Genomic DNA, 25,720 nt, shown 5'->3' with positions numbered 1-25,720 from the left:
GCCTGGAATCTCACCGTGAACGGAACAGGAGAGGGTCCGGCGTCCGGCGAATTTTCAGCCAGCAGGGGGGATGACCTGTGCGTGGGGGACTGCTTGGCTTCCTGATCACGTTGGCTGGCTGGGTCCTGCTGGCCCTGGTTTTCATGGGCATCGAGCTGCTGAGGGGGCAGAGCCCTGCGGCGATGTTCGCCTGGAACCCGGGAGGGCGGTACATCGCGATCACGGTGGCGTGTGTGCTCGCCCTGGGCGCGGGCATTGGCGTCGCCTCGGACCGGATGCGCCGGAAGGTTGTGGCGCAGACCCGCCGGGAAACTGAGAAGGAGGGATCGGTATCGCCAGGGTGATTCTAATCTACGAAGCAACGCGTGCCGCTACGTATGCAGACCTGTTGAAGCGCCTGATCCCCAATTCGGCCGATTACACGCTGATTCCTTGCAACACAAGGGAAGAGGCCGCCCGCGCCATCGGGGAGGCCGACATTCTCTTCAGCTGGCGGTTTCCCCCGGACCTGCTGCCCCGGGCCCGCCGCCTCCGCTGGATCCAGGCGATGGGCGCGGGGGTGGAGGACCTGGTCGCGGCGCCGGTGCCGGAAGGGGTGCTGGTCACCCGGGTGGAGGGGCTCTTCGGCGCGGCCATGAGCGAATACGCCTTCGCCCACATGCTGGCCCACGCCCAGCAGCTGCCGCGGCTCTACGCCGCCCAGGCGGCCCGCCGCTGGGAGCCCTTCACGGCGGAGACCCTCTGGGGCAAGCGGCTGGGCGTTGCCGGAGTCGGGTCCATCGGCGGGGCGGTGGCGGCCCGGGGCCGGGCCTTCGGGATGGAGGTCTGGGGCCTGGCGCGCACGCCGGGGCCGAGGGCGCACGTGGACCGCATGTTCACCCCCGCCGAGGCCGATGTCTTCACCGCCGGGGTGGACTACCTGGTCAGCACCCTGCCGGACACGCCGGAGACCCGGGGGCTCATCGACCCCGAGGCGATGAAGCCGGGTGCGCTGCTCATCAACGTGGGCCGGGGCGCCACGATCGACGAGGGCGCCATTCTGCGGGCGGTGCGCGGCGGCCGCATCCGGGCGGTGCTGGACGTCTTCGCCGTCGAGCCGCTGCCGGCGGACCACCCATTCTGGACGGAGCCGGGCATCACCGTCACGCCGCACCTGAGCGGCCCGAGCCGGCCCGAGGAGGTGGCGGCGTACTTCGCGGAGAATCTGCGGCGGTTCGAGCAGGGCGAGCCGCTGCGCGGCGCGGTGGACCGGGAGCGGGGTTACTAGCGCCGTCGGCGGCCGCGTCCGGTCAGCGGTTGCGGTCAAACGAAACACGGCGGCCGTGCGGAGCCTGTTGGCTCACGCACGGCCGCCTTCTGTCGCGTCCTGGGTTCTTCAGCGGCTGTCCGCATGGTCGGGTTCGGCGGTCTTCTCCCAGACGGTGGACTTGCCGGTGGACGGGCACTCCCGGAACCGGTCGCCCGCCAAGTACGTCCAGCGGGTCTGGTCCTCGCACTGGTAGGTGCCCGACTCGATGACCTTCTCGCCCGTGCGGCCCCGCGGCGGCTGCCCCTGGCCCACGCAGATCACCTCCTGCGGGGTAGTCTGCGCGATTTTCCGGGGCCGGACAGCCGGTTAATCCGCCGCGCCCGTCAGGGGCGGCGCCGCGGTCAGCTCCCGCGCCACCAGGGCGGCGAGGTCCACGACCCGGCACGAATAGCCCCACTCGTTGTCGTACCAGGCCATGACCTTGGCCAGATTGTCGGGCCCGACCATGGTCAGCGAGCCGTCGACGATGGCCGAGTGGGAATCGCCGATGAAGTCGGCGGAGACCAGCGGCGCCTCGCTGTACGCGAGGATGCCCTTCAGGGGCCCGGCGGCCGCGTCGCGGAAGACCTGGTTGATCTCGTCGCGGGTGGTCGGCCGCTCCAGCTGGGCCACCAGGTCGACCACGGAGACGTCGGGCGTGGGCACCCGCAGGGCGAAGCCGTTCAGGCGGCCCTTCAGCTCGGGCAGCACCTGGGCCACGGCGCGGGCGGCGCCGGTGGTGGTGGGGATGATCGAGGCGGTGGCCGCCCGGGCCCGCCGGAGGTCGCGGTGGGGGTTATCCAGCATGTTCTGGTCGTTGGTGTAGGCGTGGACGGTGGTCATGAGCCCGGTGCGGATGCCGAAGGCCTCGTGCAGCACCTTGGCGACCGGCGCCAGGCAGTTGGTGGTGCAGGAGGCGGCGGCGATGACGTGGTGCCTGTCGGGGCGGTAGTCGCCCTGGTTGACGCCCATCACCACCGTGACGTCGGGGTCCTTGGTGGCCGTGGTGATGATGACCTTCCGCGCGCCGGATGCCAGGTGAAGTGCGGCGCGTTCCCGCTCCTTGTGCTTGCCCGTCGCCTCGATGACGATGTCGATGTCCAGCTCCCGCCAGGGAAGCTTGGATGCATCCCGCTCGGAAACCAGGCGGATGGCGCGACCGTTCACCAGGATCTCGCCGTCGCCCGCGAGCACCTCTGCATCCAGCCGGCCGTGTACGGTGTCGTACTTCAGCAGGTGGGCAAGGGTCTCGGCCGGATACGACGCATTGACGGCGACCAGGTTGAGGTCAGGATGGGTGAGAACTCTGCGGCAGACCATGCGGCCAATGCGTCCGAAGCCGTTGATCGCCACGTTCGCCTTCACTTCATCAAACCTCCTGCCGCGGGGCTCGGGGCCCCGTAGTCCATAAGTGCCATCGATTTCACCATAGCACGCCAATTGTGATCATGCTAATCGATCATCCCGATGCGGGTTATCGAGTCCCTCTATAGGAAGTGCGGCGGCGGGTCTCCGGCTTCGGCACCTGCACCAGAGTGCCTGCAACCACTTGCACGGTCTGCAACGCCCTGCAGAGACCGCGGATTGGCGGCTGCGCCAAAGGTGCCATGACACTGGCACGAAAGTTGCATCACCTGTCTGGTACCTCGGTACGCGCGGGCATCGGGCCCGTGCGGCCGCGAAAGGGGGCGCGATCTGCCATGAGTCACTCCTTCGATGTCGCCGTCATCGGCGGCGGGCCCGGCGGGTACGTCGCGGCGATCCGCGGCGCCCAGCTGGGGCTCAGGGTCGCCCTGGTGGAGCAGGAGAAAGTTGGCGGCACCTGCCTGCACAGGGGCTGCATTCCCACGAAGGCCTACCTGCGCAGCGCGGAGCTGCTGCACACCCTGCGCCAGTCCCGGGAGTTCGGCGTGCTGGCCGAGGGCGCCGGCCTCGACTTCACCGCGGTCCGGTCGCGCAAGGACAAGATCGTGAACAACCTGCATAAGGGCATCCAGGGGCTGCTGAAGAAGAACGGCGTCGCAGTCTTCCCGGGCCGGGGCGCCCTGGTGCCGCCGTCCATCTTCTCGCCCAACGGACTGGTCTCCGTGATGGTCGGCGACCAGCAGGAGCTCCTGGAGTTCAACAAGATCATCGTCGCCACCGGCTCCCGGCCGAAGACCATGGGCATTCCCGTGGACGGCACCCACGTGATGACGTCCGACGAGGCCCTGGCCCGGCCGGATCTGCCCGCGTCGGTGATCATCATCGGCGCCGGCGTGATCGGCATGGAGTGGGCGAGCCTCTACGCGGATTTCGGCGTGAAGGTGACCGTGCTCGAGTTCCTGGACCGCATCCTGCCCACGGAGGATGAGGCCGTGGCGGCCGAGCTGCATAAGCTGATGAGCCGCAGGAAGGTACAGATCGTGACCGGCGCCGCCGTGCTGCCTGAGTCGGTGCAGGTGGCGGACGGGCGCGTGACGCTTCAGGCCCGGGTGGGCGACGAGACCCGCGCGTTCGAGGCCGAGGCGCTCCTGATCGCGGTGGGGCGCGAACCGGTGACGCAGGGCTTCGGGCTGGAGAACCGGGAGCGCGTGACCTACGGTCCGGGCGGCTTCATCCAGGTGGACGGCTTCGGCCGGACCGGCGACCCGGCGATCTACGCCATCGGCGACGTGGCCGGCGGGGGGCTGGCCCACGTCGCGTCCCACCAGGGCATCATTGCGATGGAGCACATCGCCGGGCTGAACCCCGAGCCCTTCGACCCGGCGCGGGTGCCGCGGTGCGTCTACACACGGCCGGAAGTGGCGTCTGTGGGGCTTACCGAGGCCCAGGCCCGGGAGCAGGGCCGGGAGGTGCGGGTGGGCACCTTCCCCTGGCGGGGGATCGGCAAGGCGCTGGTGCACGGCTCGCTGGACGGCTTCGCCAAGATCGTCGCCGACGGCGCCACCGGCGACGTGCTGGGGGTGCACCTGATCGGGCCGGACGCCACCAACCTCATCTCCGAGGCCGGGCTGGCCCTGACGCTCAACGCCTCGGCGTGGGAGCTGGGCCAGGTGATCCGCCCGCACCCGACCCTCTCCGAGATCTTCGGGGAGGCGGCCCTGGCGGTGGAGGGGCGCGCGATTCACATGTAGGCGATTCCCTGCAGAAGCCCGGCCTGCCGGCGGTCGGCGGCGTCCGGACCGGGCGGCACGCGCCCGCAGAGGCGGGGGAGCGGCCGCCGGCTCGTGCAGGCGGTTTCGCTGCAGGGCAGCGAGGACGCATACGGGAGGGGGAGAGCGATGACGGAGGCGACTGTGGCCCGGCACGAGGCCCTGGGCCTGACGGCGGACCAGATGCGCGAGATGTACTACTACATGCTGCTTACCCGCCGGCTGGATGAGCGGCTCTGGCTGCTCCAGCGGGGGGGCAAGATCCCGTTCGTCATCTCGCCGCAGGGGCAGGAGGCTGCGCAGGTAGGTGCGGCCTACGCCTTCCGCAAGCGGCAGGACTGGTTTACGCCGTACTACCGCGATCTGGGCGTCAATCTGGTGGTGGGGGTGACGCCCCGTGAGGTGATGCTGAGCGCCTTCGCCCGGGGGGCCGACCCGGCCTCAGGCGGCAAGCAGATGCCGTCGCACTGGGGCAACCGGCCGCTGAACATCGTCTCGGGCTCCAGCCCGGTGACGACGCAGCTCCTGCACGCGGTGGGGATCGCGCAGGCGGCCCGCATGCGGGGCGACGACGTGGTGGTCTACACGGCCTGCGGCGAGGGCTCCTCCAACCAGGGCGACTTCCACGAGGCCCTGAACTGGGCGGGGCTGCACAAGCTGCCGGTGATCTTCATGGTGCAGAACAACGAGTACGCCATCTCGGTGCCGCTCGACCAGCAGGTGGCAGGCGGGTCGGTGGCCGCCAGGGGGCAGGGGTACGGCATGCCCGGCATCGAGGTGGACGGCACGGACGTGCTGGCGGTCTACGAGGTGGTCAAGGCGGCGCACGAGCGGGCCCGCAGGGGCGAGGGGCCGACCCTGATCGAGGCCAAGTGCATCCGCATCACGTCGCACTCGTCCGACGACGATCAGCGGCGCTACCGGGACCCCGAGGAGATCGCGGCCGTTCAGGCCCGCGACCCCATCCTGAAGGCGCGCCAGTATCTGATGGACCACGGCCTGCTGGACGAGGCGGGCCACCAGGAGCTGGAGCGGAAGGTGACGGCGGTGGTGGACGATGCCACCGACTGGGCCGAGGCCCAGCCCTACGCAGCGCCGGAAGAGGCCCTGCGCCACGTGTACGAGGAGGGGTGAGCCTATGGCGGTGATGAACCTGGTGGAGGCCGTGCGCGAGACGCTGCGGTCGGAGATGCGGCGCGATCCCGACGTCTGGATCGTGGGGGAGGACGTTGGCCGGAAGGGCGGCGTCTTCGGGGCGACGCTGGGGCTGTACGACGAGTTCGGCCCGCAGCGGGTGCAGGACTCGCCGCTCACCGAGTCGGCCATCGTCGGCGTGGGCATCGGCGCGGCGCTCTACGGCACCAAGCCCGTCTGCGAGATCCAGTTCGCGGACTTCATCTTCCCGGCCATGAACCAGATCGTGTCTGAGGCGGCCAAGATGCGCTACCGCTCCAACGGCGCCTGGACGGTGCCGATGGTGATCCGCGCCCCCTTCGGCGGCGGCGTGCACGGCGGGCTCTACCACTCGCAGTCCGTCGAGCAGTACTTCACCAACACGGCGGGGCTGAAGGTGGTCGTGCCGTCGACCCCGTACGACGCGAAGGGGCTGCTCACCGCCGCCATCCGCGACCCCGACCCGGTGCTCTTCTTCGAGCACAAGGGGCTCTACCGCGCGGTGAAGGGCGAGGTGCCCGAGGAGGACTACGTCATCCCCATCGGCAAGGCCGAGGTGAAGCGGGACGGCACCGACATCACGGTGATCACCTACGGCAAGGTCGTGCACTTCTGCCTCGAGGCGGCGGAGCTGCTGGCGCAGGAGGGGTACTCCGCGCTGGTGCTCGACCTGCGCACCCTGCTGCCGCTGGACCGGGAGGCCATCGTCGCGGCCGCCCGCAAGACGGGCAAGGTGCTGATCGCCCACGAGGCGGGCAAGACCCACGGCGTCGGCGCCGAGGTCGCGGCCATCATCGCCGAGGAGTGCCTCTTCGACCTGGATGCGCCGATCCAGCGGCTGTGCGGCCCCGACGTGCCGGCGATGCCCTACGCCGGGCCGATGGAGAAGTTCTACATGCTGTCGACGGAGAAGTGCCTCGCGGCCATGCGTGAGCTGGCGCAGTTCTAGGCGAGGGGGGTTATGGCCTTGGAAATCACCATGCCGCAGCTGGGCGAGTCGGTGACGGAAGGGACGATCAACCGGTGGCTGGTAGCCCCCGGTGACGTCGTGAAGAAGTACCAGCCCATCGCCGAGGTCATCACGGACAAGGTGAACGCGGAGATCCCGGCGCCGGCGGACGGGCGCATCCTCACGCTGGACGTGCCGGAGGGGACCACCGTGCCGGTAGGCGCCCGCATCGCGACGATGGAGGTTGCGGGGGAGGGCGCGGGGGAGGCGCCTGCGGCCGCGCCGCCGGCCGCAGGGGCCCATCCGGCACCGGCCGCAGCATCTGCCGGCGCCGCAACGCCCGGTGGTGCGCCGCCGTCTGCCGGCGGTACAGCTACTGCCGTGGTCGCCCCGTCCGCCGCCGCACCGAAGGCCGGCGCCGGGCGGTACAGCCCGGCGGTGCTCCGGCTGGCGCAGGAGCACGGCATTGACCTCAGCCAGGTCAAGGGCACCGGCCTCGGCGGGCGGGTCACCCGAAAGGACGTGGAGGCGTTCATCGCCGCCCGGGGTGCGGCCGCGCCTGCGACTGCGCCGGTGACCGCGCCTGCGACTGCGCCGGTGACTGCGCCTGCGGGGGCAGAGGCGCCCGCACCCGCTGCCGCCCCCGCGCCGTCTTCGGCCCCCGCGGCGGCGGGCGGCGTCGCCGCCGCGCCCGGCGACCGGATCATCCCCGTCGACCCGGTGCGCCGGCGCATCGCCGCCAAGATGGTCCAGTCCAAGCACGAGGCCCCGCACGCCTGGACGATGATGCAGGTCGACGTCACCAATCTGGTGAAGCTGCGGGAGCAGGTGGGGCCCGAGTTCCGGGCGAAGACCGGTCGCACCCTGTCGTACATGCCGTTCTTCATCAAGGCCGTGGTCGAGTCGCTCCGGGAGTACCCGATCCTCAACTCCACGTGGGAAGGCGACCGGATCGTCATCAAGCAGGACATCCATATCTCCATCGCCGTGGCGACAGAAGACGCCCTGGCCGTGCCGGTGATCAAGCACGCCGACCGGCTCTCCATCGCCGGGCTGAACCACGCGGTGGCCGACCTGGCCGAGCGGGCGCGGGCGGGCAAGCTGACGCTGGACGACGTGACCGGCGGCACCTTCACGGTCAACAACACCGGCGCCTTCGGTTCGTTCATGTCGGCGCCGATTATCAACTACCCGCAGGCCGCCATCCTGTCGTTTGAGGCCATCACCAAGATGCCGGTGGTGCTGGAGAACGACGCCATCGCCATCCGGTCGATGATGAACATCTGCCTGTCCTTGGATCACCGCATCCTGGACGGGCTGGTCTGCGGCAGGTTCCTGCAGGCGGTGAAGCGCCGGCTGGAGTCGTACGGCCCAGGAACGGTGCAGCTGTATTAGGAGAAGGCGGAAGGACCCGGGGGCCCACCCGGGTCCTTCCTTTTGGGCTGCCGCCCGGCCCCAATGGGGCAGGAAATCAGATCCATTTGGAGAAGCTGATAATTCGCGGACGAAATTGTTCGGCACAGCAGCGGGCCGGGCTGCAGCGGCCGGTGACGGGGGGGCGGCCGCCCGCAAGGGCCGCCCGGACAGGTAATTTCGCATGAACGGTATGGTAATATAAACTTGGCCCCACGAACATTCTGGTGTGTCGTACAGGCCCCCTGTCAAAGCCGAGGAGGCGTGACGAGCATGCGACACCGATCCGCGCTGGGGCTGGCGCTCGCGCTGACGCTGGCGGTCTGCGCCGGCTGCGGCGGCGTCCGTCCCGCCAGCCCGGGCCCCTCAGCGTCAGCGGACCCGGCGAATGGCCCCGCAGATCCGCTGGCTCCCTGCACCCCCCTCTACATCGTGGGCGACTCCGCAGAGGCCACCCGGTCGTTCGAACTGGAGGCGGAGGAGATCTGCCGGCGCTTCGGCGTGCGCCCCGTGCTGCGCCATCCGCCCCACCTGGCCACGGAGCTGGACCGCTTTGTGTCCGAGGCGCAGGACCAGGCGGACCTGGTCATCATCCCGCCCCGTCACCTGGACCTGTTCATCTCCCAGGGGCTGATCCAGCCGATCGACCCGTGGATCGACACCACCGATCCGTGGTACACCGACATCCTTCCGGTCTACCGCAACCTCTACATGCGGTTCGGCGATCGGTTTTACGGATTTGTGTACGACGGCGACCTCCATCTGCTGTTTTACCGGAAAGACCTGTTCGAACAGCTGAACCTGCCGTTCCCCGAGACGTGGGAGCAGTTTGATGACGCGGCCCGGGCCCTGGCGCAGTCGGAGGCGCTTCCCGGCGGAACCCGGTACGGTACCGCGTTCATCGGGCGGGAAAACTAGTCGTACATGTGGTTCGCCCAGCGGTATGCCAGCCTGGGCGGCAGTTATTTCGATGAGGAGATGCGGCCGCTCATCCACGGTGAGCTCGGGGTGAAGGTCCTGAGCGACCTGGCCGCGCTGCAGCAGGAGGTGGCCCCCGAGGCCCTGTACGACTGGGAGGATCTGAACCGGGCCCTGTTTGCCGGCACCGTGCCGATGGCGGTGCAGTTCTCGGACACGGCCCGGTTTTCCTATGACTCCGAGGTCTGGAACTCCCAGGTGGCCGGCCGGCTGGGCTGGGGCGAGGTGCCCGGCGGGGTCGAGGGAGCCCCCAGGGGCGGCATCTTCTTCGGGCGGGTGCTGGTCATCGCGGCCCAGTCCCGGCAGCCGGAGGTGGCGGCCGCGGTGGCCAAGTACGTCACCAGTCCCGAGGTGAGCGGCCACATGATCACCCGGGCCGACACGATCAACGACCCGTACCGGTACAGCCACTTTGCCCATCCGGAACACCAGGTGCTTTTCCCGGACCCTGCGATCGCGGAGGAGCTGTACGCGATCATGCTGCGCTCGCTGGAGCGGCCGGTGGCTGACCTGACCATCCCCGGCGGCTGGCAGTACACGCAGGCGCTCGACCGGGCCGTCCTGAAGGTCTTTCGGGGCGAGGCCGCGGCCGAGGAGGCGTTGCGGGAGGCGGCCGAGGAATGGGAGAACATCACGGAAACGCTGGGGCGCGAGGCGCAGAAGCGGGCGTACCAGCAGTGGTCCACGTGGGTGAGACAGGGGAACTCGTGATGAAGCGGGGCTCGTTGTCGCTGCAGGTGTACTTCGGGAGCGCGATGTGGGTCGTGTCGATGCTGATCGTCTGGGCCGCGGCGGCCCTGTTCCTCTGGTGGACTGCCGTCCGCACAGAGGGGCAGGTGCGGGCCATGGCCAAGGCGGTCGCGTCCACTCTGGCGGTGACGATCGCCTCCGAGTGGGAGGATACCCCGCACATCGAGACGCCGGTACACCTGGCGTCGCGCGAGCCCGGCGTCGCGTTCGTGAAGGTGCGCTTTCCCAGCGGCAGCCTGCGGTTCAGCGCGGGCGACCCGGCCATCGATCCGGCGCTGGTCTGGGTGGAGCAGGCGCAGGTCCGGTACTTCAACGAGCACCTGGGCACGGTGGAGGTGGCCGTGTTCCGCTCCTTCGGCGCCGACCTGCTGCGGCCCTGGGTGCAGGCTGTCCTGCTGATCACGGTTCTGGCGACGGCGATCACCACGCTGGTCTCCTGGCGGGTGACGGCGCGCATGACCCGTCCGCTGGAGCGGCTGCGCTCGGCGGTGGTGCGCTGGGAGGAGCCGGTGGTCTTTGACCCGGCGGCGTACCAGGGGGTCCGGGAGCTGGAGGAGCAGGCCGCCGGGTTCATGGAGGTGCGGCACCGGGCCCTGGCCAAGCGGGCCGAACTGGAGACGGAGGTTGCGGTCCGCACGGAGGAGCTGGCGCAGGCGTACCAGGCCCTGGAGACCTCGTTTCAGCAGACGGCTGCGGCTCTCGCCAAGGCCCTGGACGCCCGGGACCGCATGACGGCCAGCCACGGCAACCGCACGGCCGAGCTGGCGGGCAAGATCGCCCGGGCCCTGGGCATGAGCAAGGCCGAACAGCGCCGGCTGATTCTGGCGGCGAACCTGCACGACATCGGCAAGATCGGCGTGCCCGAGTCCATCCTGCTGAAGCCGGGCCCTCTTACCGCGGAGGAGCGGCTGCAGATGCAGGAGCACGCGGTGATCGGCGCCGGCATCCTGGGCGAGGTGGCCGGCATGGCCTGTGTCGCCGAGGTGGTGCGCCACCACCACGAGCGCTGGGATGGGAAGGGCTACCCCGACGGGCTGATCGGCGAGCAGACGCCGTACATGAGCCGCATCCTCGCGGTGGCCGACGCGGTGGAGGCCATGTGCGCCAGGCGCCGGTACCGCGAGCCGATGAGCGCCGAGGAGGTGCTGGACGAGCTGCGCCGGTGCAGCGGCACGCAGTTCGACCCGGTCATCGTGGAGCGGGCCTGGGACGTGCTGGTGGAGACCGTGCAGGAGTGGTGCCGGGACCGGGAAGACCCGGGGGCCGAGGGGGAGGCGGCGCAGCCGGAACCCGCCGCGTCGTTCCATGCTGACCGGAATTATGAATAGAAATTCGAAACGGGTAATAATTGGATGGATGGTCTTCTCCTTTGGTGGAGCTGGTGGTGGCGAGCCTTGCGCTGAGGCGGCGGGCCCCCGGGGCGTTCACTCAGCGCGGGATGGCCCCGAGCATTGGCGCGAGCAGCGCGGGGTTCCACCAGCCCATGGCGGCCTGGCGGCGCAGGGTTTCCCCTGCGGCCTCCGGGCCCTTTCCTTCGGCGAGCAGATGGGCGAGGCCGTTGGCCAGGGCGACCAGCTGCAGCGCCGTGGACTGCTGCTGGGGCGGGAGCGCGTCGGGCCAGCCCGTGCCGTTCCAGCGCTCGTGGTGGCCGCGCACCAGAGGGGCCAGCCGGGACAGGGGACCCAGGCGGCGGAGGACCTGCTCCCCGTGTTCGGGGTGCGCCGTTACGGGCTCCGCCGCCACGACCTTGCCCAGGTCGTGCAGCAGTCCGGCGCGCGAGACCAGCTCCACCTCGTCGGGCGGCAGCCCGAGCGCCCGGGCCGCTCCCCCGCAGAGGGTGGACACCAGCAGGCAGTGCTCGGCCAGCTCCGGATCTTTCAACTCGATCAGGGCGAACAGGCTGTTCACCACGTCTTCTGGGCGCTCCAGCTCCAGGAACCGCCGATGGGTACGGAGCAGGGCGCGCACCCGGGCGTACAACTCGGGGCGGTTGACCGGCTTGGTGAGGAGGTCATCAGCGCCGGCTTCGATGGAGAGGAGGCGCCAGCGGTCCTCGCTGAGTCCTGTGATCATCAGGACGGGGATGTGCCGGGTGTCCGGCGAACGTTTGATCTCGTCGCACACCTCGAAGCCGTTGCGGACGGGGATACGCACGTCCAGCAGTACCAGGTCGGGCCGGTGGGCGGCCACCATCGCCAGAGCGGTTTGTCCGTCGGGAGCGACCGTGGTCTCGTACCCGGCGGCCGCCAACATCTCGGACAACATCCGGGCCGAGGAGGGGTCGTCCTCAGCGATGAGGATCCGTGCGTTCTGACGCGATTCCACGGGCCGATCCTCCCTTCAGATATTCGGCGATCAGGCGGGGCAGCGCCCGGGTGTTGATGGGCTTGGCGATGAAGCCATCGCACCCGGCCAGGAGAGCGCGCCGCCGGTCCTCCTCGCCGGCGTAGGCCGTCAGGGCAACGACGGGGATGGCGGCCGTCCTGGGATCCTCCTTCAGCCGCTGGGTGATCTCCAGCCCGGTCATACCCTTCAGCGCGATGTCCATGAGGATGAGATCGGGGTTGAGGGTCGTCGCCAGGTCCAGCGCCTGCTCGCCGGCCTTGGCCTGGATGACCTCGTAGCCGTGGATGGACAGCAGGTCAGATACGAGCTTCATGTTCAGGGCGTTATCCTCCACGATCAGGATTCGCGCGGCCATTGCGGCTCACTTCCTCTCTGCAGCGGGAGGTACACCTGCACCAGCGTGCCGACGCCCAGCTGGCTGGAGAGCGCGATCCTCCCGCCGTGCATCTCGGCCAGCTTCTTGGACAGCGGCAGCCCGAGCCCCGCACCCTCGTGGCGGCGTCTGTAGCCCGACTCCGCCTGGACGAACTCGTCGAAGACGGTCGCCTGCTCCTCCGGACGCATGCCGATACCCGTGTCCTCCACCTCGATCAGGGCCATGTCCTCGGTCCGCCGCAGCCGGATCCATATGGTGCCCCCAGCCGGCGTGAACTTGATCGCGTTGGAGAGCAGGTTGTCCAGGATCTCCTTCACCCGGGTCGGGTCGGCCTGGATGAGCGGCACGGTCTCGTCGCAGCTTACCTCCAGGGTCAGACCCGCGGATGCGGCCTGGGGAAGCAGCCGCTGCCGGGTGGTTTCGATGAGCTGCTGCAGGGAGACCTCCTGGAACTCCAGCGTCAGGCGGCCCTGCTCGATCCGGGACAACTGCAGGAGATCGCTGATGAGCTGGAGGAGGTGCCGGCCGGACGAGAGAATGTGCTCCAGATACTCCCGCTGCCGCGTGTTCACGGGCCCGGCGAGCTCGTCTACCAGCATCTCCGAGAAGCCGATGATGGAGTTGAGCGGCGTGCGCAGCTCGTGGCTGATCATCGTCAGGAAGTTGCTCTTCAGCTTGTTTGCCTCGCGCAGCTGGGACACCACCTGCCTGAGCTCCTGGGTGCGCTGGTCGACCTCCGTTTCCAGGGCTGCCTTGGTCTGCTGCAGCTCCAGGGTGATCGCCTGCAGTTCTGCCCGCTCGTCCTCCAGCTGGTGCAGGTAGGTCTCGGTCTTGCGGGTCTGGTCCACCAGGGCCTCGGCCAGCGTGCGGAACGCGGTGTGCAGACTCTGCACCTCCCGGCTGTAAAGGACGGGGTGCGGGTCGATCAGCTGGGTGGCCCGCGCCAGGTCGTGGGAGCGGGCAGCCGAGGTCAGGCTGGTGACGTCCCGCTCAAGGCCGATGATCGGCCGGGCCAGCCGCCGGGCCATCGCCCGGGCGATCGCGAGGCTGACGAGCACCGCGACGGCACTGAACACGAGCATGAGCAGCTGCGCGCCGCGGCTGTAGGCACTGAAGCTGCTGGGCGGCAGGCCGATGCTGAGGGCGCCGATCACCTCGCCCCTGGCGTTGACAATCGGGTCGGCGGCGATGTAGTGCATCTCCTTCCCCACCGGGACCTTTCCATAGTACCGTTGGCCCTGCTGCACGGTGGTTCGGAGCTGCATGCTCTGCTGTCCGCCGGTCTCGATTCGCCCCAGTTCACGGGTACAGATGTTGGTAGAGACGCGAATGCCCCCGCCGGCCACCGAGAGGAACGCGCCAGGAATGCGTTCCGAAGCCGCACGAGGGACGTCATCGGTATTGTTGAGCAGAATGCCCGCCATCAGCACCCGGTCGAGGCCATCCCGGCGCACCGGGACAGCGACCACCTGGACCAGCCCGATGCTGGCGCACCCCTCATCACCCGGCGTACAGCCCTCAGGCAGGTACAGCCGATCGAGATCGTCCGGCATGTGGGCACCGACGAGGTCCGGGCCGACCAACTCGGTGGTGTACCGGACACGGCCTGTGCGCAGCGCCTCTGCCGCGATATGCTGCCACGGAGCCGGTTGCCCCACCTGCGCATCGGCGGTGTGCGCCAGCACAAGCCCGTCCGGACTGGCGACCAGGCCAAAATCGGCGCCGGGGAGGGCGCGCAGGAGGGGGGCTGCCGTTTCCTGCGCATCGAGAAGACCCGCGGCCGGCTCCAGCCTGGCCAGCGACTCCATGGCCGCCGCCAGCCGGTTCGGCCCCTCGTCGTAGGCGTCCCACGCCACCTGGATGGCGATCTGCATGCGGTCGACGAGGTTGCTCTGGGAGAGCCGGCTGCTGATGAGCGCCGATGTGACCGTGAGCAGGAGCGAGAGGGTCAGAAGGACCAGGGCGAAAGCTGACAGGAGCCTGCGCTGAATGGATGGCAGTCTTTCGTTCATCTGGCTTGCCTTCCCTTGCGGTGCGCGGGGTTCAGCGGCGACGTGGGGTGGGCGAGGGCCGGATGGACTCCCGGAGGGCGTACAGGGCTGCCTCGGTGCGGTTGTTTAACCCCAGTTTGAGCAGCAGGTGGGTGATGTGGGTCTTTACGGTGGACTGCGACACGTGCAGGTGCTCGGCGATTTCCCGGTTGGAGAGCCCGGCGCCGATGAGGGCGAGGACCTCCATCTCCCGCTTGGTCAGGGTGCCGTACGCGCCCCGCACCGAAGCCGGTTGCGGCGCTGTGACCACAGCCGCCGGCGCCGCCGGCCGGTCCTCCGGCGCTACCGCCGCGGGCGGGCACACCAGCCGGAAGATATCCTGGATCATGCGGACGCTCTCCGCGGCGTGCGGGGGGCCGCTCCCCGCCACGACGTACTGCACGGGGGTGTCATAGTCGTCGTCACCCACGCCCACCGGGCTGACGAAGCAGCAGCGCCCGTTGGGGCAGGGGAGGCTCACTGCCTGGCGGGTTCCCACGATACGGGCGATGGCCTGGCGCCGCAGGGTCCAGCAGCGGTTGGAACGATCGGGGTTCACCGTGTTGCAGATGGGCGGCAGACCGGAGGGGACGGTGACCTCATCGCACTCGCTGTCCAGGACGACGAGGGCGAAGTCGTGGTAGCGCGACAACTGATCCTGGACGCGCTGCAGAAGCGTCAGCCAGCGGATCTGCTGCTCGGATGCCATCGGCCCTCCCCCCTTCGCGCAAAGTATAACACATGCCGGTATCCCCGTTCATGCGGGCCTAGGGCGGCAGTACGAAAACCAGGCCAAAGGACTAGTCTCGCTGTCAGCCGGCTTAGTCCTTTTCGGTGAGCCGCTTGCTTTTCGTCGATCTTGCCCGGAAAGATCATACTGGTCGTAATCCCCCCGGCCGATGCGGCGGGGGGATCGCCATTGGTACGTTCGAGGTGCCGGGGAGACGCAGCCCGCGGCAATACGCTCAGCTTCGAAGGGGGAATAGGAGTTCTATGGGCAAGACCGTGACACTGGCCGAGATCCTGAAGGAGAAGGGCATATCCCTCGAGCAGCGGTACGGCGGTGAGCCGCCGGCCGACATGGTCGACCGGGAAGTCAAGAAAGAGCCCACTCCGCGCGCCAAGAAGCTCCGCGACCTGTACTACCAGACCCTGTCCAGTGCCAACATGGAGTTCCCCTACTGGTACACCCGGACGTACGCCGACAACATCCACGACGTCCCGATCATCCGGCGGGCCAAGGCCCTGAAGGCAGCCTACTCCCACCTGACCCCCATGATTTTCCCGGGCGAGAAGCTGGTGATGGGCAAGACCCATTACTACCGCGGCTCCTTCCCGATGCCGTGGCTCTCTGAGAGCTTCTTCGTGGCCAAGGAGGACGAGCTGTACCAGGAGGCCAAGCAGCGGGGCTCCACCTCGGCCGACGAGCTGGTCAAGTGGGGCCAGGGCGGCGGCAACGTAGTTCAGTCCTTCGGCAACGTGGTCTCGTTGGCGGGCAAGTTCGGCATCCGCAAGGAAGAGGTGCCGGCACTTCTGAAGACCGCCCGCTGGTGGGTCGGCAAGTCCGTGGAGGACGAGGCCGCCAAGTACGAGGCCATGGTGCCCGGGTACCCGTTCAAGACGGCGCTGATGCGCTCGGTCATCTGTATGTTCGAGTCCGGCTTCACCCTGCCCCAGGGCCGTGAGGTGACCAACTACTACTATCCGCTGCAGTACGGCCTCGACGGCCTCATCCGGATGTGCGAGGAGAAGAAGGCGGAGGTGGCCGGCGAGTCCGGCGGCGACCTGGTCAGCGGCATGGACCGGCTGTACTTCTACGAGGCGGCCAAGCTGGTGCTCGAGGGCATCCAGGCCTGGATCCTGAACTACGCCAAGGAGGCCCGCCGCCTGGTCGAGGTCACTGAGGATCCGGTTCAGCGGAGGGAGTACGAGGAGATCGCCGAGGTCCTGGAGCACATCGCCCACAAGCCGCCCGAGACCTTCCGGCAGGCGCTCCAGATGCAGTACACGATCCATATCGGCGTGCTGAACGAGGACGCCATCTCGGGCCTGTCCCCGGGGCGCATCGGCCAGGTGCTCTACCCGTACTTTGAGCAGGACATCGAGGCCGGCCGGATCACCGAGGAAGAGGTCCTCGAGCTGCTGGAATGCCACCGGGTGAAGTTCACCTGCATCGACGTGTTCGCCTCGGCGGGTGTCGTCGGCGGTGTGCTGTCGGGCAACACGTTCAACAACCTGGCGGTGGGCGGCCTGACCAAGGACGGCAAGCCGGCCAGCAACCGGCTCGAGATGCTGATCCTCGAGGCCGGCATCACCTGTGCGTGCCCGCAGCCGACGCTGTCGGTCCTCTACGACGAGAAGCTGCCTGAGGAGTTCCTGCTGAAGGCCATCGAGTGCGTGAAGACCGGCACGGGTTACCCGGCGTGGATGAACAACCGGGTCGCGATGGAGTTCATCCTGAAGCAGTACGGGCCGGAGGGCATGAATGTGGAGGAGGCCCGCGCCTGGTCGATCGGCGGCTGCCTCGAAACCTCGCCCGGCTCCTGGATGCCGCTCACCCTGAGGGGTAAGACCTACTGGATCCCGGGCGGCTCTGGCCAGCCCACCTCGGTCGGCGTGCACTTCCTGGCGCTGCCGAAGATCCTCGAGTGCGTGCTCTTCAACGGCAAGGACATGCGGACCGGCGAGCAGGTCTTCGAGCCGCACAACCGCGAGATCGACAGCTACGAGACGCTGGTCGAGATCTGGAAGGACTACTTCGAGAAGGCCATTGATGTCCTCAACAAGTGCAACAACATCCAGCACGACATCTGGCGGAAGAACAACATGGCGGTCTGGCATTCCATCCTGAAGCCCGATTGCCTGGAGCGCGGCAGGCATATCGGCAACGGCGGCTACCGTTACAACGCCACGTTCAACGTCGAGACCTGCGGCACCGCCAACTTCATCAACTCGCTCGCAGCCATCAAGAAGCTGGTCTTCGAGGAGAAGAAGTACACGCTGGAGCAGATGAAGGACGCCATCCTCAACAACTTCGGCTTCAAGACCGCCGAGGAAGTCGGCTCCTACTCGCTGCTGCAGCAGGAGAAGCGGGAGGGCGGCCAGGCCTACGACGACATCCACGGCGACTGCCTGATGGCGCCCAAGATGGGCAACGACGATCCGTATGTGGACGAGATCCTCGCGGCGTACGAGGAGTACGTCTGCGAGGTGCCGCGGCGGTTCCTGTCGCTGTACGGCAAGCCGCTATACGTGTGCCAGATCTCCGTCTCGACCCACGCCCCGCAGGGCGCGGCAACCCTGGCGACGCCGGACGGCCGCCTGGCCGGCACGACGTACGCCGACGCCTCGATGTCGCCGTACCCGGGCACGGACGTCAACGGCCCGTACGCCGTGTTCAACTCGGCAACGGTCTGGGATCACTCCAACTCCCAGAATTCGCAGCTCAACATGAAGGTCCATCCGTCGGCCGTCAAGGGCCTGGAGGGCGCCCGCAAGCTGCTTGACCTGACCCGGTCCTACATGCGGAAGGGCGGCTTCCACATCCAGTACAACATCGTCGACTCCCGTGTGCTGCGGGAGGCCCAGCAGAAGCCCGACGAGTACCGCGACCTGATGGTGCGTGTGGCCGGGTTCACGCAGTACTGGGTCGAGATCGGCAAGGCCATCCAGGACGAGGTCATCGCCCGCACTGAGTACGAAAGGGTGTGATGAAGAGTGCTGCGTAAGCACAACGATTGCCGCAACTTCGTGACCGTTGATGTGAGCAAGGGGATCTGCCGCCGCACCGGCGACCTGATCCTGATCGATACCAACACCTGCGAGCACTTCATCGAACTGCCCAAGTGCAAGAACTGCGCGGCCTACGTGGCAGGCAACGAGGAGAACATCGGCACCTGTAGGGCAGAGGCCACCGAGCACTGGACCTATCCGGAGCTGACGGCGGTCACCTGCGCCTGGTACACGCACAAGTAGGGGTAGCGGAGCCCCGCCGGGGCCGCTGGACGGCGGGCCCGGCGGGGCTCGGCATCACGAGGAGGATTCGAGCCATGCAGACCCAGCTGACTGAGCAGCAGATCCGGCGCACCGGATACATGGTGGTCGCAGCGGCCTTCCTGGCGCTGTTCTGTCTGTTCGGCTTCCGGTCCACGTTCTCCGTGCTGTTGAACCCGATGCGGGAGGCTACCGGCTGGACCACGGCGCAGACCTCGCTCGGGTACTCGCTGATGATGACCGTCTACGCGATCACGGCCTTCTTCAGCGGCGTGATCGTCGACCGCTGGGGGACCCGGCCAGCCTACCTGCTCGGCGCGGTCTTCTGCGCCCTGGGCTTCCTGCTCACGTCGAGGGTGCAGAGCTACGCCGCCTACCTGGCCACCTACGCGATCTTCGCCGGCGTCGGCACCGGCATGCTTTGGGTGTCTTCCACGGTCTCCGTGCGCAAGTGGTACGTCGGCCAGGTGTATGCCACGATGTGGGGCATCGCGTTCGCTGGCGCACCGATCGCCCAGGTCGTGCTGAGCCAGATTGTCAAACAGGTCCTGCAGACCATGGACTGGCGGGCGGCCATGCTGTACCTGTCCGGCGTGGTCTTCGTGGCGCTGATCATCGCCGGCCTGCTGGCCCGCAAGAACCCGGGTGACTACGGGGCTAAGCCCTTCGGGCTGAAGGAGGGGGACACCCGCGCCGCGGCCCGAAACCTGCGGGACTGGACCCTGAAGGAGGCCTTTTCCACATTCGCCATCTGGGGAGCGATCATCGCTTTCCTGACCTCGATGCTCGCCGAGTTCCTGATCTGGAGCCAGATCGTAAGCTACTGGATCATCAACGCAGGGTACGACTCGGCCACGGCGACTAACCTCTACATCGTCATCGGCATCGCCGGCATCTTCACCATGCCGATCATGGGGATCGTGGCAGACCGGCTGGTCTCCCGGACGGGGGACGAGATCAAGGCCCGGAAGCTCATGCTGGTGTTCGCGCCGACCATGGGCGTCCTCGCCTGCCTGTTCCTGTTCGCGTCGGCCCGCTCCATGGTGATGGCCGTAATCGCCTGCATCCTGTTCGCGATCTACTGGGCCATCGAGCCGGGAGGCGTGGCCGGGTACGCAGGCGCTGTCTACGGCAGCAAGTCCATGGGCAAGATCTGGGGCCTTGCCACACTGATCGTCATGGGCATTGGCCCGGCGGTCGGCAGCTTCATGGGCGGTTTCCTCTACGACATCTCGGGCAGCTACACCAACTCGGTGATCTTCGCGCTCTGCGCTTATGTGGCCTCCGCCCTGTTCGCCCTGGTCCTGCCGCGCTCCGCCGGTGCGCCGGAGGCGGCAGAGGAGGTCGCCCCGACGGCGTAAGCACAGGGACACGGGGGTGATGCCATGCAGCAAGAGACTGGGCTCGTTTTCGACATTCAGGGCTACTCGGTGCACGACGGACCGGGTTGCCGGACGCTGGTATTCCTGAGCGGCTGTCCCCTGCGGTGCGCCTGGTGCGCCAACCCGGAGGGCCTGGAGCCGAGGAAACGGCTGATGTTCCTCAATGCCAGGTGCAAACAGGTGGCCAATGGGTGCATGCAGTGCGTGAAGCGCTGTCCGTACGGGGCGCTGACTCCTACGGGCGACAGGGAGAACCAGCTGGCCATCGACCGTGTCCTATGCGACACGTGCACCACTTTCGACTGCGCCAGTGGGTGCCTCTGGGACGCGCTGGGTGTGGCGGGTAAGGAGATGACCGTCGCGGAGCTCTACCGGATCATCGACCGCGACCGGCAGTACTGGGGTGACTCGGGCGGCGTCACATTTACGGGCGGGGAGCCGCTGCTGCAGCGGAAGTTCATCGTGGCGATCCTGAAGCGCTGTCAGGAGGGCTTCGTGCACACGGCGATCGAGACCAGCGCGTACGTCGACACCGAACACTTCCTGAACGCGCTGCGGTACGTGAACTTCGCCTTCATCGACGTCAAGCACATGGACCCCGAGAAGCACAGGGCCGGGACCGGGGTTTCCAATGACCTCACCCTGAAGAACATCCGTGCCCTGGCGGCCTCCTCCTGGCCGGGACGGCTCGTCCTGCGCATACCCGTGATCGCCGGTTTCAACGACGACATGGAGAACATGGCTGCCGTCGCCGACTTCATGCAGGACGTGGGCCTGCACGAGATCAACCTTCTGCCTTTCCACCGCATGGGCGACTCCAAGTACAGCCAGCTGGGGCTGGAGTACGCCTACAAGGATGTCGATTCCATGCCGCTCGGCTACCTCGCACCCATGCAGCAGATGTTCATGCAGAGGGGCATAGCCTGCTACATCGGTTCCCACACGCCTTTCTAGCTTTGCCGGGCGCGCAGGGGATGCGGCCGCTCCCATGGGCGGCCGCATCCTCTTGCGCGCCCGGGCCGGCTCTCCTCACGTTGCGCGTCCGGGCAAAACCGGGTAGACTTTGGGCAAGACGAGGTGAGAGGATGGCAGAGTTCAGGATGGACCCCGAGCTGGAGCTGCCCGTCCTGCCCAGCCGCGCGCGGGCGGATGTGAGCCGGAAACCCGAATGGCTGAAGATCAACCTGCATACCGATCCCGAGTTCGTGGAGCTGAAGCGGCTGATGCGCAGCCAGGGGCTCCACACCGTCTGCGAGGAGGCCCGGTGCCCGAACATCTTCGAGTGCTGGAACCGCCGCACGGCGACGTTCATGATCCTGGGCGACATCTGCACGCGGAACTGCGGCTTCTGCGCGGTCACGTCGGGCAGGCCGACGGGGCTCGACCTGGCCGAGCCGGAGCGGGTGGCCGACGCGTGCGCACAGCTGAACCTGCGCCACGTCGTGGTCACCTCGGTGGCCCGGGACGACCTGAGCGACGGAGGGGCGAGCATCTTCGCCGAGACCATCCGGGCCATCCGGCGCAAGAACCCCTCCACGGGCGTGGAGGTGCTCATTCCGGACTTCAAGGGGAACTGGGACGCCCTGGCCGTCGTGATGGAGGCGGAGCCCGACGTCCTCAACCACAACATCGAGACCGTGCGGCGGCTGTCGGACCGGGTGCGGTCCCGGGCCGAGTACGACCGCTCGCTGGAACTGCTCCGCCGGGCCAAGGAGATGAAGCCCCACATCGCCACCAAGTCCTCCATCATGGTTGGCCTGGGCGAGACCATGAGCGAGCTGTACGAGGCGATGGACGACCTGCGCGCGGCCCGGGTGGACATCGTGACCTTCGGACAGTACCTGCGGCCCACCGCCCGCCACCTGGCGGTGGAGAAGTTCTACACGCCGGCCGAGTTCGACCACCTGCGGGAGGAGGCCCTGAAGCGGGGCTTCGCCCACTGCGAATCGGGACCGCTGGTGCGCTCTTCCTACCACGCGGACGAGCAGTCGGCGCAGGCCGTCGCGCGCCGGCTGGGAACGCAGCGCGCGGCACAGACCGGGGACTGACAACACGGACAGGGGGCCGTCCCTCACCGCTGGGACGGCCCCCTGCTACCAAGAATGGGCATAGCAGAGGCGCCGAAATATGGGCTGCCTCTGCCTGCTATTCTGGCCGGAACCTGGCGGACCTATTCATCGGCTCCCAGCGATTCCAGCGCCGCATTCACTTCGAGCAGCACGGCGGGATCCGTCTCCCGCGCGGCGTGCCGGGTGAGGGCGGCCCGGGCGTCTTCCCGAACGGCGGGCGAGAGGCGCGCCAGGCGCCCCAGGGCCCACGCTGCGTGTGCGCGGAGGACGGCGCTCTCGGTCTGCAGGGCCTCGGCCAGCGCCGGCAGGGCCGACGGGTCGCCGCTGTTTCCCAGGGCGATGAGCGCATTGCGCTGGATGGTGGTCTTGCCCCGCCAGCCCGCGGCCGTGGGCAGGAACCAGCGGCGGAAGTCGCCCTTGGTCATCGCCATCAGCTTCAGCAGGTCCGGCTCGCCCCAGCCCAACTCGGGAGACGGGGCGAACTCGGGATGGGGGGAGGGGCGCGCCCGCCGGTTGTAGGGGCAGACGTCCTGGCAGTCGTCGCAGCCGAAGAGGCGGTTGCCCATGGCCTCCCGGTGTTCCGGGGGGATGATCCCCTTCATCTGTGTGATGTAGGAGAGACAGCGGTTGGCGTCCAGCCGCCACTCGGTGAGCGCCTGTGTGGGACAGGCGTCGATGCAGAGGGTGCAGGACCCGCAGGCCGGCGGCTGGGGCTCGTCGGGCGGCAGCGGCAGGGTGGTGAGCAGCTCCCCGAGGAAGACCCAGGTGCCGTACTCCCGGGTGATCAGGTTGGTGTGCTTGCCGAACTTGCCGATTCCGGCCCGCTCGGCGACCGCCCGGTCCAGGGGCGGCCCGGTGTCCACGTAGGCCAGGTGGCGGTGGCCCGGCGCCCGGCTCTCCAGCCAGGCGGCGAGCTGCTCGATCCGCGCTTTCAGGATCTGGTGGTAGTCGCGGCCCCGGCAGTAGCGGGAGAGCCACCCGCGCAAGGCGCGCTGGTCGTTGGGCGGCAGCGGGGCATCGGGGTGGTAGTAGGAGATGCCGCAGGCGATGATGGCCTTCACCCCGGGCAGCCACTGCTCGGGGTAGACCCGCTCGGCGATGACCGGGTGCTCGTACGGGCTGGGCCCGTGGCCCCGTGCCGCCCGCTCCTCCAGCAGCTCTCGCTCCCGCAGGAAGGGCTCCGCCGGCGCCACTCCCACCAGGTCAATGCCGATCTCCCGGGCGTGGGCCTTCATCTCGGCCTTCAGCCGTTCGAGGTCGGGCTGCGTGCGCGGGTTCAGGCGGATCCCCCCCTTTCAAGAGGCCGGGCACGGGCGATTGGTGCCTTGATGGTGTGTGCAGTTCGTGCCTTGGTGCTTTGATGGCGCGTGCAGTTCGTGCTATTATGGCGCAGCAACTGGGACATTTGATCACGGGCAGAAGAGGGTGTATGACAGGATGGGCGAGCGAGTGAGACAGATCCGGGTCGTCGCTCGGGTGATGGTGCTGAACGAAAGCGGCGAGCTGCTGCTCTGCCGGAGTCGGGACGGGTCGGCGTGGGTGCTGCCCGGGGGCACGCTGGACCCCGGCGAGGATCTGAAGACCGCCGCCGTCCGGGAGGCGGCAGAGGAGGCCGGGGTGCCCGTGCGGGTCGGCGGCCTGGCCTACGTGCAGGAATTCCGCGCGGCCCGCCGCTCGGAGCACGTGGTCGAGGTGGTTTTCCGTGCGGAGGCCGCGGCCGCCCATCCGACCGCCGCATCGGCCGGCGGGCGCAGGGTGGAGCACGCCGGGCCGGCGGCGCGGCCCTGGCAGGCGTGGCGCATCCAGGACCCGGACGGGCCGGTGCGGGAGTGCCGCTGGTTTGCGCGGGAAGAGGTGGCCGCGCTGGACGAGCCGGTCTATCCCGAGGAGCTCAGGGGGCCCCTCTGGGAAGACGGCGGCGCCGTCCACCTGGGCGTCATCCACCTGGGTTGAGGGGGCGCTCGCCGTCGCCGCATGGGCGTCATCCACCTGGGTCGGGAGGGCGCTCGCCGTCGCCGCATGGGCGTCATCCACCTGGGTCGAGAGGGCGCTCGCCGTCGCCGCGGGCCTCCGCCCGGAGCCGGGCGACGGTCGGCAGGTCGGCGGGGGCCCAGTCGAGCTGATCCAGGTCGGCCATGCGCACCCAACGTAGCTCCGCATGCTCCCTCGGCTTCGGCTGGCCGCCGACGAGCCGCGCCCGGAAAGTGAACAGCCGGACCGTGATGTCCGGGTACCGGTGCGTGGCCTCGGCCACCGGAGCTCCTACTTCGATATCACATCCCAGTTCCTCGCGGATCTCCCGGCGCAGCGACTCCTCGGGTCGCTCGCCGGGTTCGATTTTGCCCCCGGGAAACTCCCACAGCCCGCCCCGGGCCATCTCCGGGTCCCGGTGGGCGCAGAGCACCTCGCCGGCCTCGTTTTCGATCACTGCGCCGACCACGTCAACCTGCCGCACAGCCTGCCTTACCTCCTGCATGTGTGGCCTGTCTGTGTCTCAGTCATCGAAGATGTCGAAGTCGAAGATCTCACTCAGAAAGCTCTTCCGCTTGCGCCGGTAATCCCGGTCGTCATACCGGTCACGATCGCTGTACTTGCGGTCGTCCCGGTCGTGATGCGGCGGGCGGGGAGCGTATCCGTACTCCTCATCCCACGCTTCCCCGGCGGCGAGCAGCCTGTCCAGTTCACCGCCGTCCAGCCAAACGCCGCGGCATTCTGGGCACACATCGATGCGAACGCCGCGGCGTTCAACCTCCCGCATCGGTACATTACAGAGCGGACAACGCATGCGCGTACCTCCTCGCAGTCGTCGCGGGCCTCTGTATCTACGACTACTCCACTGGCTTCCGGTTGGCAAGGGGCAACGCCGATTGCGGCGTTGTAATGGCGGGGCTTCACGGGAATGAATGTGCACTTTCCGCAAGTCCTTGTCACGCAAGGGTTTCCGGTGCTGCGATTGCTGTGTCCCGCATAGCACCTGGATTCTACGAAAGTGCACATTGTTACCAACGCCCTGGGCGGTGAGCTAGCTGACACTCTCCCGAATCCACCAACTGCTCTTGCGCGCTCCTAACCTGCCTGGGCAACCCCGGCTCACCCCAGGCCGACGGCTGCCTCTCGAAGTCCCGCTGCTCATGGCGGGGCTTCACGGGAATGAATGTGCACTTTCCGCAAGTCCTTGTCACGCAAGGGTTTCCGGTGCTGCGATTGCCGTGTCCCGCATAGCACCTGGACTCTACGAAAGTGCACATTGTTACCAACGCCCGGGGCGGTGAGCTAGCTGACACTCTCCCGAATCCACCAACTGCTCTTGCCGCTCCTAACCTGCCTGGGCAACCCCGGCTCACCCCAGGCTGCCGGCTGCTTCTTGTGGCCTCGCTCCTCATGGCGCGGCGTCTTCGGGAAGGAATGTGCACTTTCCGCAAGTCCTTGTCCCGCAAGCGTTTCCAGCGTCGCGGTCGCTGCATCCCGCATGGCACCTGGACTCTACGAAAGTGCACATTGTTACCAACCCACGTGGCGATCAGCCCGCCGGCGATCTATAGGAGCACGAGTGCCTTGCACGCTGCCAACCTGCCTGGGCAACCCCGGCTCACCCCAGGCTGCCGGCTGGCCTCCATAGCCCCGCCCCCATGGCCGGGTCTCACGCGAATGAATGTGCACTTACCCCAGGTCCTTGTCCCACAAGCGTTTCCAGTAGCGCAGTCCCTGCATGCCGCATGGTACCTGGACTCTACGAAACTGCACACTGCTACCAACGCCCGGGGCGAGTCGACAGTCTCCCGACTGCCCGTGCGCGCCGCCAATCCGGCCCGGCGATCCCCGGGCAACCACACCACACC

24 protein-coding genes are annotated in these 25,720 nt (G+C 68.1%); 15 read left to right on the top strand and 9 right to left on the bottom strand.

Annotation, left to right across the window (positions count from 1 at the left end):
• Positions 1–77 precede the first annotated feature (77 nt).
• Complete coding sequence (locus tag ACZ45O_RS07750) at positions 78–344, top strand: hypothetical protein (RefSeq protein WP_464857158.1); 267 nt, start codon at positions 78–80, stop codon at positions 342–344.
• Between the two features lie 44 nt (positions 345–388).
• Positions 389–1,267, top strand: a complete 879-nt coding sequence (locus ACZ45O_RS07745) for a D-2-hydroxyacid dehydrogenase (protein WP_464857156.1) — start codon at positions 389–391, stop codon at positions 1,265–1,267.
• A gap of 108 nt (positions 1,268–1,375) precedes the next feature.
• Here the strand turns inward: ACZ45O_RS07745 and ACZ45O_RS07740 are convergent, their stop codons facing one another.
• Together ACZ45O_RS07740 and gap are read right to left on the bottom strand one after the other, a co-directional pair.
• Entirely contained in the window at positions 1,376–1,561 is a 186-nt protein-coding gene (locus tag ACZ45O_RS07740) for a hypothetical protein (protein ID WP_464857154.1), read from the bottom strand.
• A gap of 54 nt (positions 1,562–1,615) precedes the next feature.
• Positions 1,616–2,653 (bottom strand): type I glyceraldehyde-3-phosphate dehydrogenase, encoded by a 1,038-nt coding sequence (gene gap / locus ACZ45O_RS07735; RefSeq protein WP_464857152.1) that lies wholly within the window; start codon positions 2,651–2,653, stop codon positions 1,616–1,618.
• 335 nt (positions 2,654–2,988) lie between these two features.
• Here gap and lpdA point away from each other — a divergent pair, with 335 nt between their 5' ends.
• The 7 genes from lpdA to ACZ45O_RS07700 all read left to right on the top strand — a co-directional run bounded on the left by lpdA (position 2,989) and on the right by ACZ45O_RS07700 (position 11,013).
• Positions 2,989–4,404 (top strand): dihydrolipoyl dehydrogenase, encoded by a 1,416-nt coding sequence (gene lpdA / locus ACZ45O_RS07730; protein ID WP_464857150.1) that lies wholly within the window; start codon positions 2,989–2,991, stop codon positions 4,402–4,404.
• Between the two features lie 147 nt (positions 4,405–4,551).
• Positions 4,552–5,556 (top strand): thiamine pyrophosphate-dependent dehydrogenase E1 component subunit alpha, encoded by a 1,005-nt coding sequence (locus tag ACZ45O_RS07725; RefSeq protein ID WP_464857148.1) that lies wholly within the window; start codon positions 4,552–4,554, stop codon positions 5,554–5,556.
• Between the two features lie 4 nt (positions 5,557–5,560).
• Positions 5,561–6,544 carry an alpha-ketoacid dehydrogenase subunit beta gene (locus tag ACZ45O_RS07720; RefSeq protein WP_464857146.1) on the top strand — a complete coding sequence of 328 codons (984 nt, stop codon included), beginning with the start codon at positions 5,561–5,563 and terminating at the stop codon, positions 6,542–6,544.
• Positions 6,545–6,556: 12 nt separating this feature from the next.
• Complete coding sequence (locus tag ACZ45O_RS07715) at positions 6,557–7,939, top strand: dihydrolipoamide acetyltransferase family protein (RefSeq protein WP_464857144.1); 1,383 nt, start codon at positions 6,557–6,559, stop codon at positions 7,937–7,939.
• 291 nt (positions 7,940–8,230) lie between these two features.
• Complete coding sequence (locus ACZ45O_RS07710) at positions 8,231–8,875, top strand: ABC transporter substrate-binding protein (protein ID WP_464857142.1); 645 nt, start codon at positions 8,231–8,233, stop codon at positions 8,873–8,875.
• Between the two features lie 6 nt (positions 8,876–8,881).
• Positions 8,882–9,646 carry a hypothetical protein gene (locus tag ACZ45O_RS07705; RefSeq protein WP_464857140.1) on the top strand — a complete coding sequence of 255 codons (765 nt, stop codon included), beginning with the start codon at positions 8,882–8,884 and terminating at the stop codon, positions 9,644–9,646.
• Entirely contained in the window at positions 9,646–11,013 is a 1,368-nt protein-coding gene (locus ACZ45O_RS07700) for an HD-GYP domain-containing protein (RefSeq protein ID WP_464857138.1), read from the top strand. Before ACZ45O_RS07705 ends, ACZ45O_RS07700 begins: the two co-directional genes overlap by 1 nt.
• A gap of 100 nt (positions 11,014–11,113) precedes the next feature.
• Here ACZ45O_RS07700 and ACZ45O_RS07695 read toward each other — a convergent pair whose 3' ends face one another.
• Genes ACZ45O_RS07695 through ACZ45O_RS07680 form a run of 4 tightly spaced genes read right to left on the bottom strand, consistent with a single transcriptional unit; the run spans position 11,114 to position 15,146 of the window.
• Positions 11,114–12,010: a response regulator gene (locus ACZ45O_RS07695; RefSeq protein WP_464857136.1), complete on the bottom strand. Its 897-nt coding sequence runs from the start codon at positions 12,008–12,010 to the stop codon at positions 11,114–11,116.
• Positions 11,973–12,386 (bottom strand): response regulator, encoded by a 414-nt coding sequence (locus ACZ45O_RS07690; protein ID WP_464845326.1) that lies wholly within the window; start codon positions 12,384–12,386, stop codon positions 11,973–11,975. The genes ACZ45O_RS07695 and ACZ45O_RS07690 overlap by 38 nt, the downstream gene beginning before the upstream one ends.
• Positions 12,368–14,419, bottom strand: a complete 2,052-nt coding sequence (locus ACZ45O_RS07685) for an ATP-binding protein (RefSeq protein WP_464857134.1) — start codon at positions 14,417–14,419, stop codon at positions 12,368–12,370. The genes ACZ45O_RS07690 and ACZ45O_RS07685 overlap by 19 nt, the downstream gene beginning before the upstream one ends.
• A 31-nt stretch (positions 14,420–14,450) precedes the next feature.
• A complete protein-coding gene (locus ACZ45O_RS07680; protein WP_464857132.1) occupies positions 14,451–15,146 on the bottom strand; it encodes a response regulator transcription factor in 696 nt (231 codons plus the stop codon).
• Positions 15,147–15,430: 284 nt separating this feature from the next.
• Here ACZ45O_RS07680 and hpdB point away from each other — a divergent pair, with 284 nt between their 5' ends.
• The 5 genes from hpdB to lipA all read left to right on the top strand — a co-directional run bounded on the left by hpdB (position 15,431) and on the right by lipA (position 21,860).
• Entirely contained in the window at positions 15,431–18,148 is a 2,718-nt protein-coding gene (gene hpdB, locus ACZ45O_RS07675) for a 4-hydroxyphenylacetate decarboxylase large subunit (RefSeq protein ID WP_464857131.1), read from the top strand.
• A 6-nt stretch (positions 18,149–18,154) separates the two neighbouring features.
• Positions 18,155–18,412 carry a 4-hydroxyphenylacetate decarboxylase small subunit gene (hpdC, locus tag ACZ45O_RS07670; protein ID WP_464857129.1) on the top strand — a complete coding sequence of 86 codons (258 nt, stop codon included), beginning with the start codon at positions 18,155–18,157 and terminating at the stop codon, positions 18,410–18,412.
• 74 nt (positions 18,413–18,486) lie between these two features.
• Positions 18,487–19,791 (top strand): MFS transporter, encoded by a 1,305-nt coding sequence (locus ACZ45O_RS07665; protein WP_464857127.1) that lies wholly within the window; start codon positions 18,487–18,489, stop codon positions 19,789–19,791.
• A gap of 24 nt (positions 19,792–19,815) precedes the next feature.
• The gene (gene hpdA, locus ACZ45O_RS07660) at positions 19,816–20,766 is read left to right on the top strand and encodes a 4-hydroxyphenylacetate decarboxylase activase (protein ID WP_464857125.1); all 951 of its coding nucleotides are present in this window, start codon (positions 19,816–19,818) and stop codon (positions 20,764–20,766) included.
• A gap of 131 nt (positions 20,767–20,897) precedes the next feature.
• Positions 20,898–21,860 carry a lipoyl synthase gene (gene lipA, locus ACZ45O_RS07655; protein WP_464857123.1) on the top strand — a complete coding sequence of 321 codons (963 nt, stop codon included), beginning with the start codon at positions 20,898–20,900 and terminating at the stop codon, positions 21,858–21,860.
• Between the two features lie 122 nt (positions 21,861–21,982).
• Here the strand turns inward: lipA and queG are convergent, their stop codons facing one another.
• Entirely contained in the window at positions 21,983–23,116 is a 1,134-nt protein-coding gene (gene queG, locus ACZ45O_RS07650; RefSeq protein ID WP_464857121.1) for a tRNA epoxyqueuosine(34) reductase QueG, read from the bottom strand.
• 214 nt (positions 23,117–23,330) lie between these two features.
• Here queG and ACZ45O_RS07645 point away from each other — a divergent pair, with 214 nt between their 5' ends.
• Entirely contained in the window at positions 23,331–23,834 is a 504-nt protein-coding gene (locus ACZ45O_RS07645; protein WP_464857119.1) for an NUDIX domain-containing protein, read from the top strand.
• Positions 23,835–23,907: 73 nt separating this feature from the next.
• Here the strand turns inward: ACZ45O_RS07645 and ACZ45O_RS07640 are convergent, their stop codons facing one another.
• On the bottom strand, positions 23,908–24,336 hold the full coding sequence (locus ACZ45O_RS07640) for a (deoxy)nucleoside triphosphate pyrophosphohydrolase (protein WP_464857118.1): 429 nt from the start codon (positions 24,334–24,336) through the stop codon (positions 23,908–23,910).
• A gap of 39 nt (positions 24,337–24,375) precedes the next feature.
• Positions 24,376–24,639: a TFIIB-type zinc ribbon-containing protein gene (locus ACZ45O_RS07635; protein ID WP_464857116.1), complete on the bottom strand. Its 264-nt coding sequence runs from the start codon at positions 24,637–24,639 to the stop codon at positions 24,376–24,378.
• Between the last annotated feature and the right edge of the window lie 1,081 nt (positions 24,640–25,720).

Source organism: Symbiobacterium turbinis (genome assembly GCF_055383075.1).
The sequence above is the reverse complement of the archived record's forward strand: the minus strand, read 5'-3'. Positions and strand labels throughout refer to the sequence as shown.

What these genes read in the sequence shown, in the direction of transcription:
- queG (WP_464857121.1), bottom strand. Translation starts at nt 23,116, where the DNA reads ATGAAGGCCCACGCCCGGGAGATCGGCATTGACCTGGTGGGAGTGGCG.
- ACZ45O_RS07680 (WP_464857132.1), bottom strand. Translation starts at nt 15,146, where the DNA reads ATGGCATCCGAGCAGCAGATCCGCTGGCTGACGCTTCTGCAGCGCGTC.
- ACZ45O_RS07715 (WP_464857144.1), top strand. Translation starts at nt 6,557, where the DNA reads ATGGCCTTGGAAATCACCATGCCGCAGCTGGGCGAGTCGGTGACGGAA.
- lipA (WP_464857123.1), top strand. Translation starts at nt 20,898, where the DNA reads ATGGCAGAGTTCAGGATGGACCCCGAGCTGGAGCTGCCCGTCCTGCCC.
- ACZ45O_RS07725 (WP_464857148.1), top strand. Translation starts at nt 4,552, where the DNA reads ATGACGGAGGCGACTGTGGCCCGGCACGAGGCCCTGGGCCTGACGGCG.
- ACZ45O_RS07685 (WP_464857134.1), bottom strand. Translation starts at nt 14,419, where the DNA reads ATGAACGAAAGACTGCCATCCATTCAGCGCAGGCTCCTGTCAGCTTTC.
- ACZ45O_RS07705 (WP_464857140.1), top strand. Translation starts at nt 8,882, where the DNA reads ATGTGGTTCGCCCAGCGGTATGCCAGCCTGGGCGGCAGTTATTTCGAT.
- hpdA (WP_464857125.1), top strand. Translation starts at nt 19,816, where the DNA reads ATGCAGCAAGAGACTGGGCTCGTTTTCGACATTCAGGGCTACTCGGTG.
- ACZ45O_RS07710 (WP_464857142.1), top strand. Translation starts at nt 8,231, where the DNA reads ATGCGACACCGATCCGCGCTGGGGCTGGCGCTCGCGCTGACGCTGGCG.
- lpdA (WP_464857150.1), top strand. Translation starts at nt 2,989, where the DNA reads ATGAGTCACTCCTTCGATGTCGCCGTCATCGGCGGCGGGCCCGGCGGG.
- ACZ45O_RS07700 (WP_464857138.1), top strand. Translation starts at nt 9,646, where the DNA reads ATGAAGCGGGGCTCGTTGTCGCTGCAGGTGTACTTCGGGAGCGCGATG.
- ACZ45O_RS07665 (WP_464857127.1), top strand. Translation starts at nt 18,487, where the DNA reads ATGCAGACCCAGCTGACTGAGCAGCAGATCCGGCGCACCGGATACATG.
- ACZ45O_RS07720 (WP_464857146.1), top strand. Translation starts at nt 5,561, where the DNA reads ATGGCGGTGATGAACCTGGTGGAGGCCGTGCGCGAGACGCTGCGGTCG.
- ACZ45O_RS07635 (WP_464857116.1), bottom strand. Translation starts at nt 24,639, where the DNA reads ATGCGGGAGGTTGAACGCCGCGGCGTTCGCATCGATGTGTGCCCAGAA.
- hpdB (WP_464857131.1), top strand. Translation starts at nt 15,431, where the DNA reads ATGGGCAAGACCGTGACACTGGCCGAGATCCTGAAGGAGAAGGGCATA.
- ACZ45O_RS07690 (WP_464845326.1), bottom strand. Translation starts at nt 12,386, where the DNA reads ATGGCCGCGCGAATCCTGATCGTGGAGGATAACGCCCTGAACATGAAG.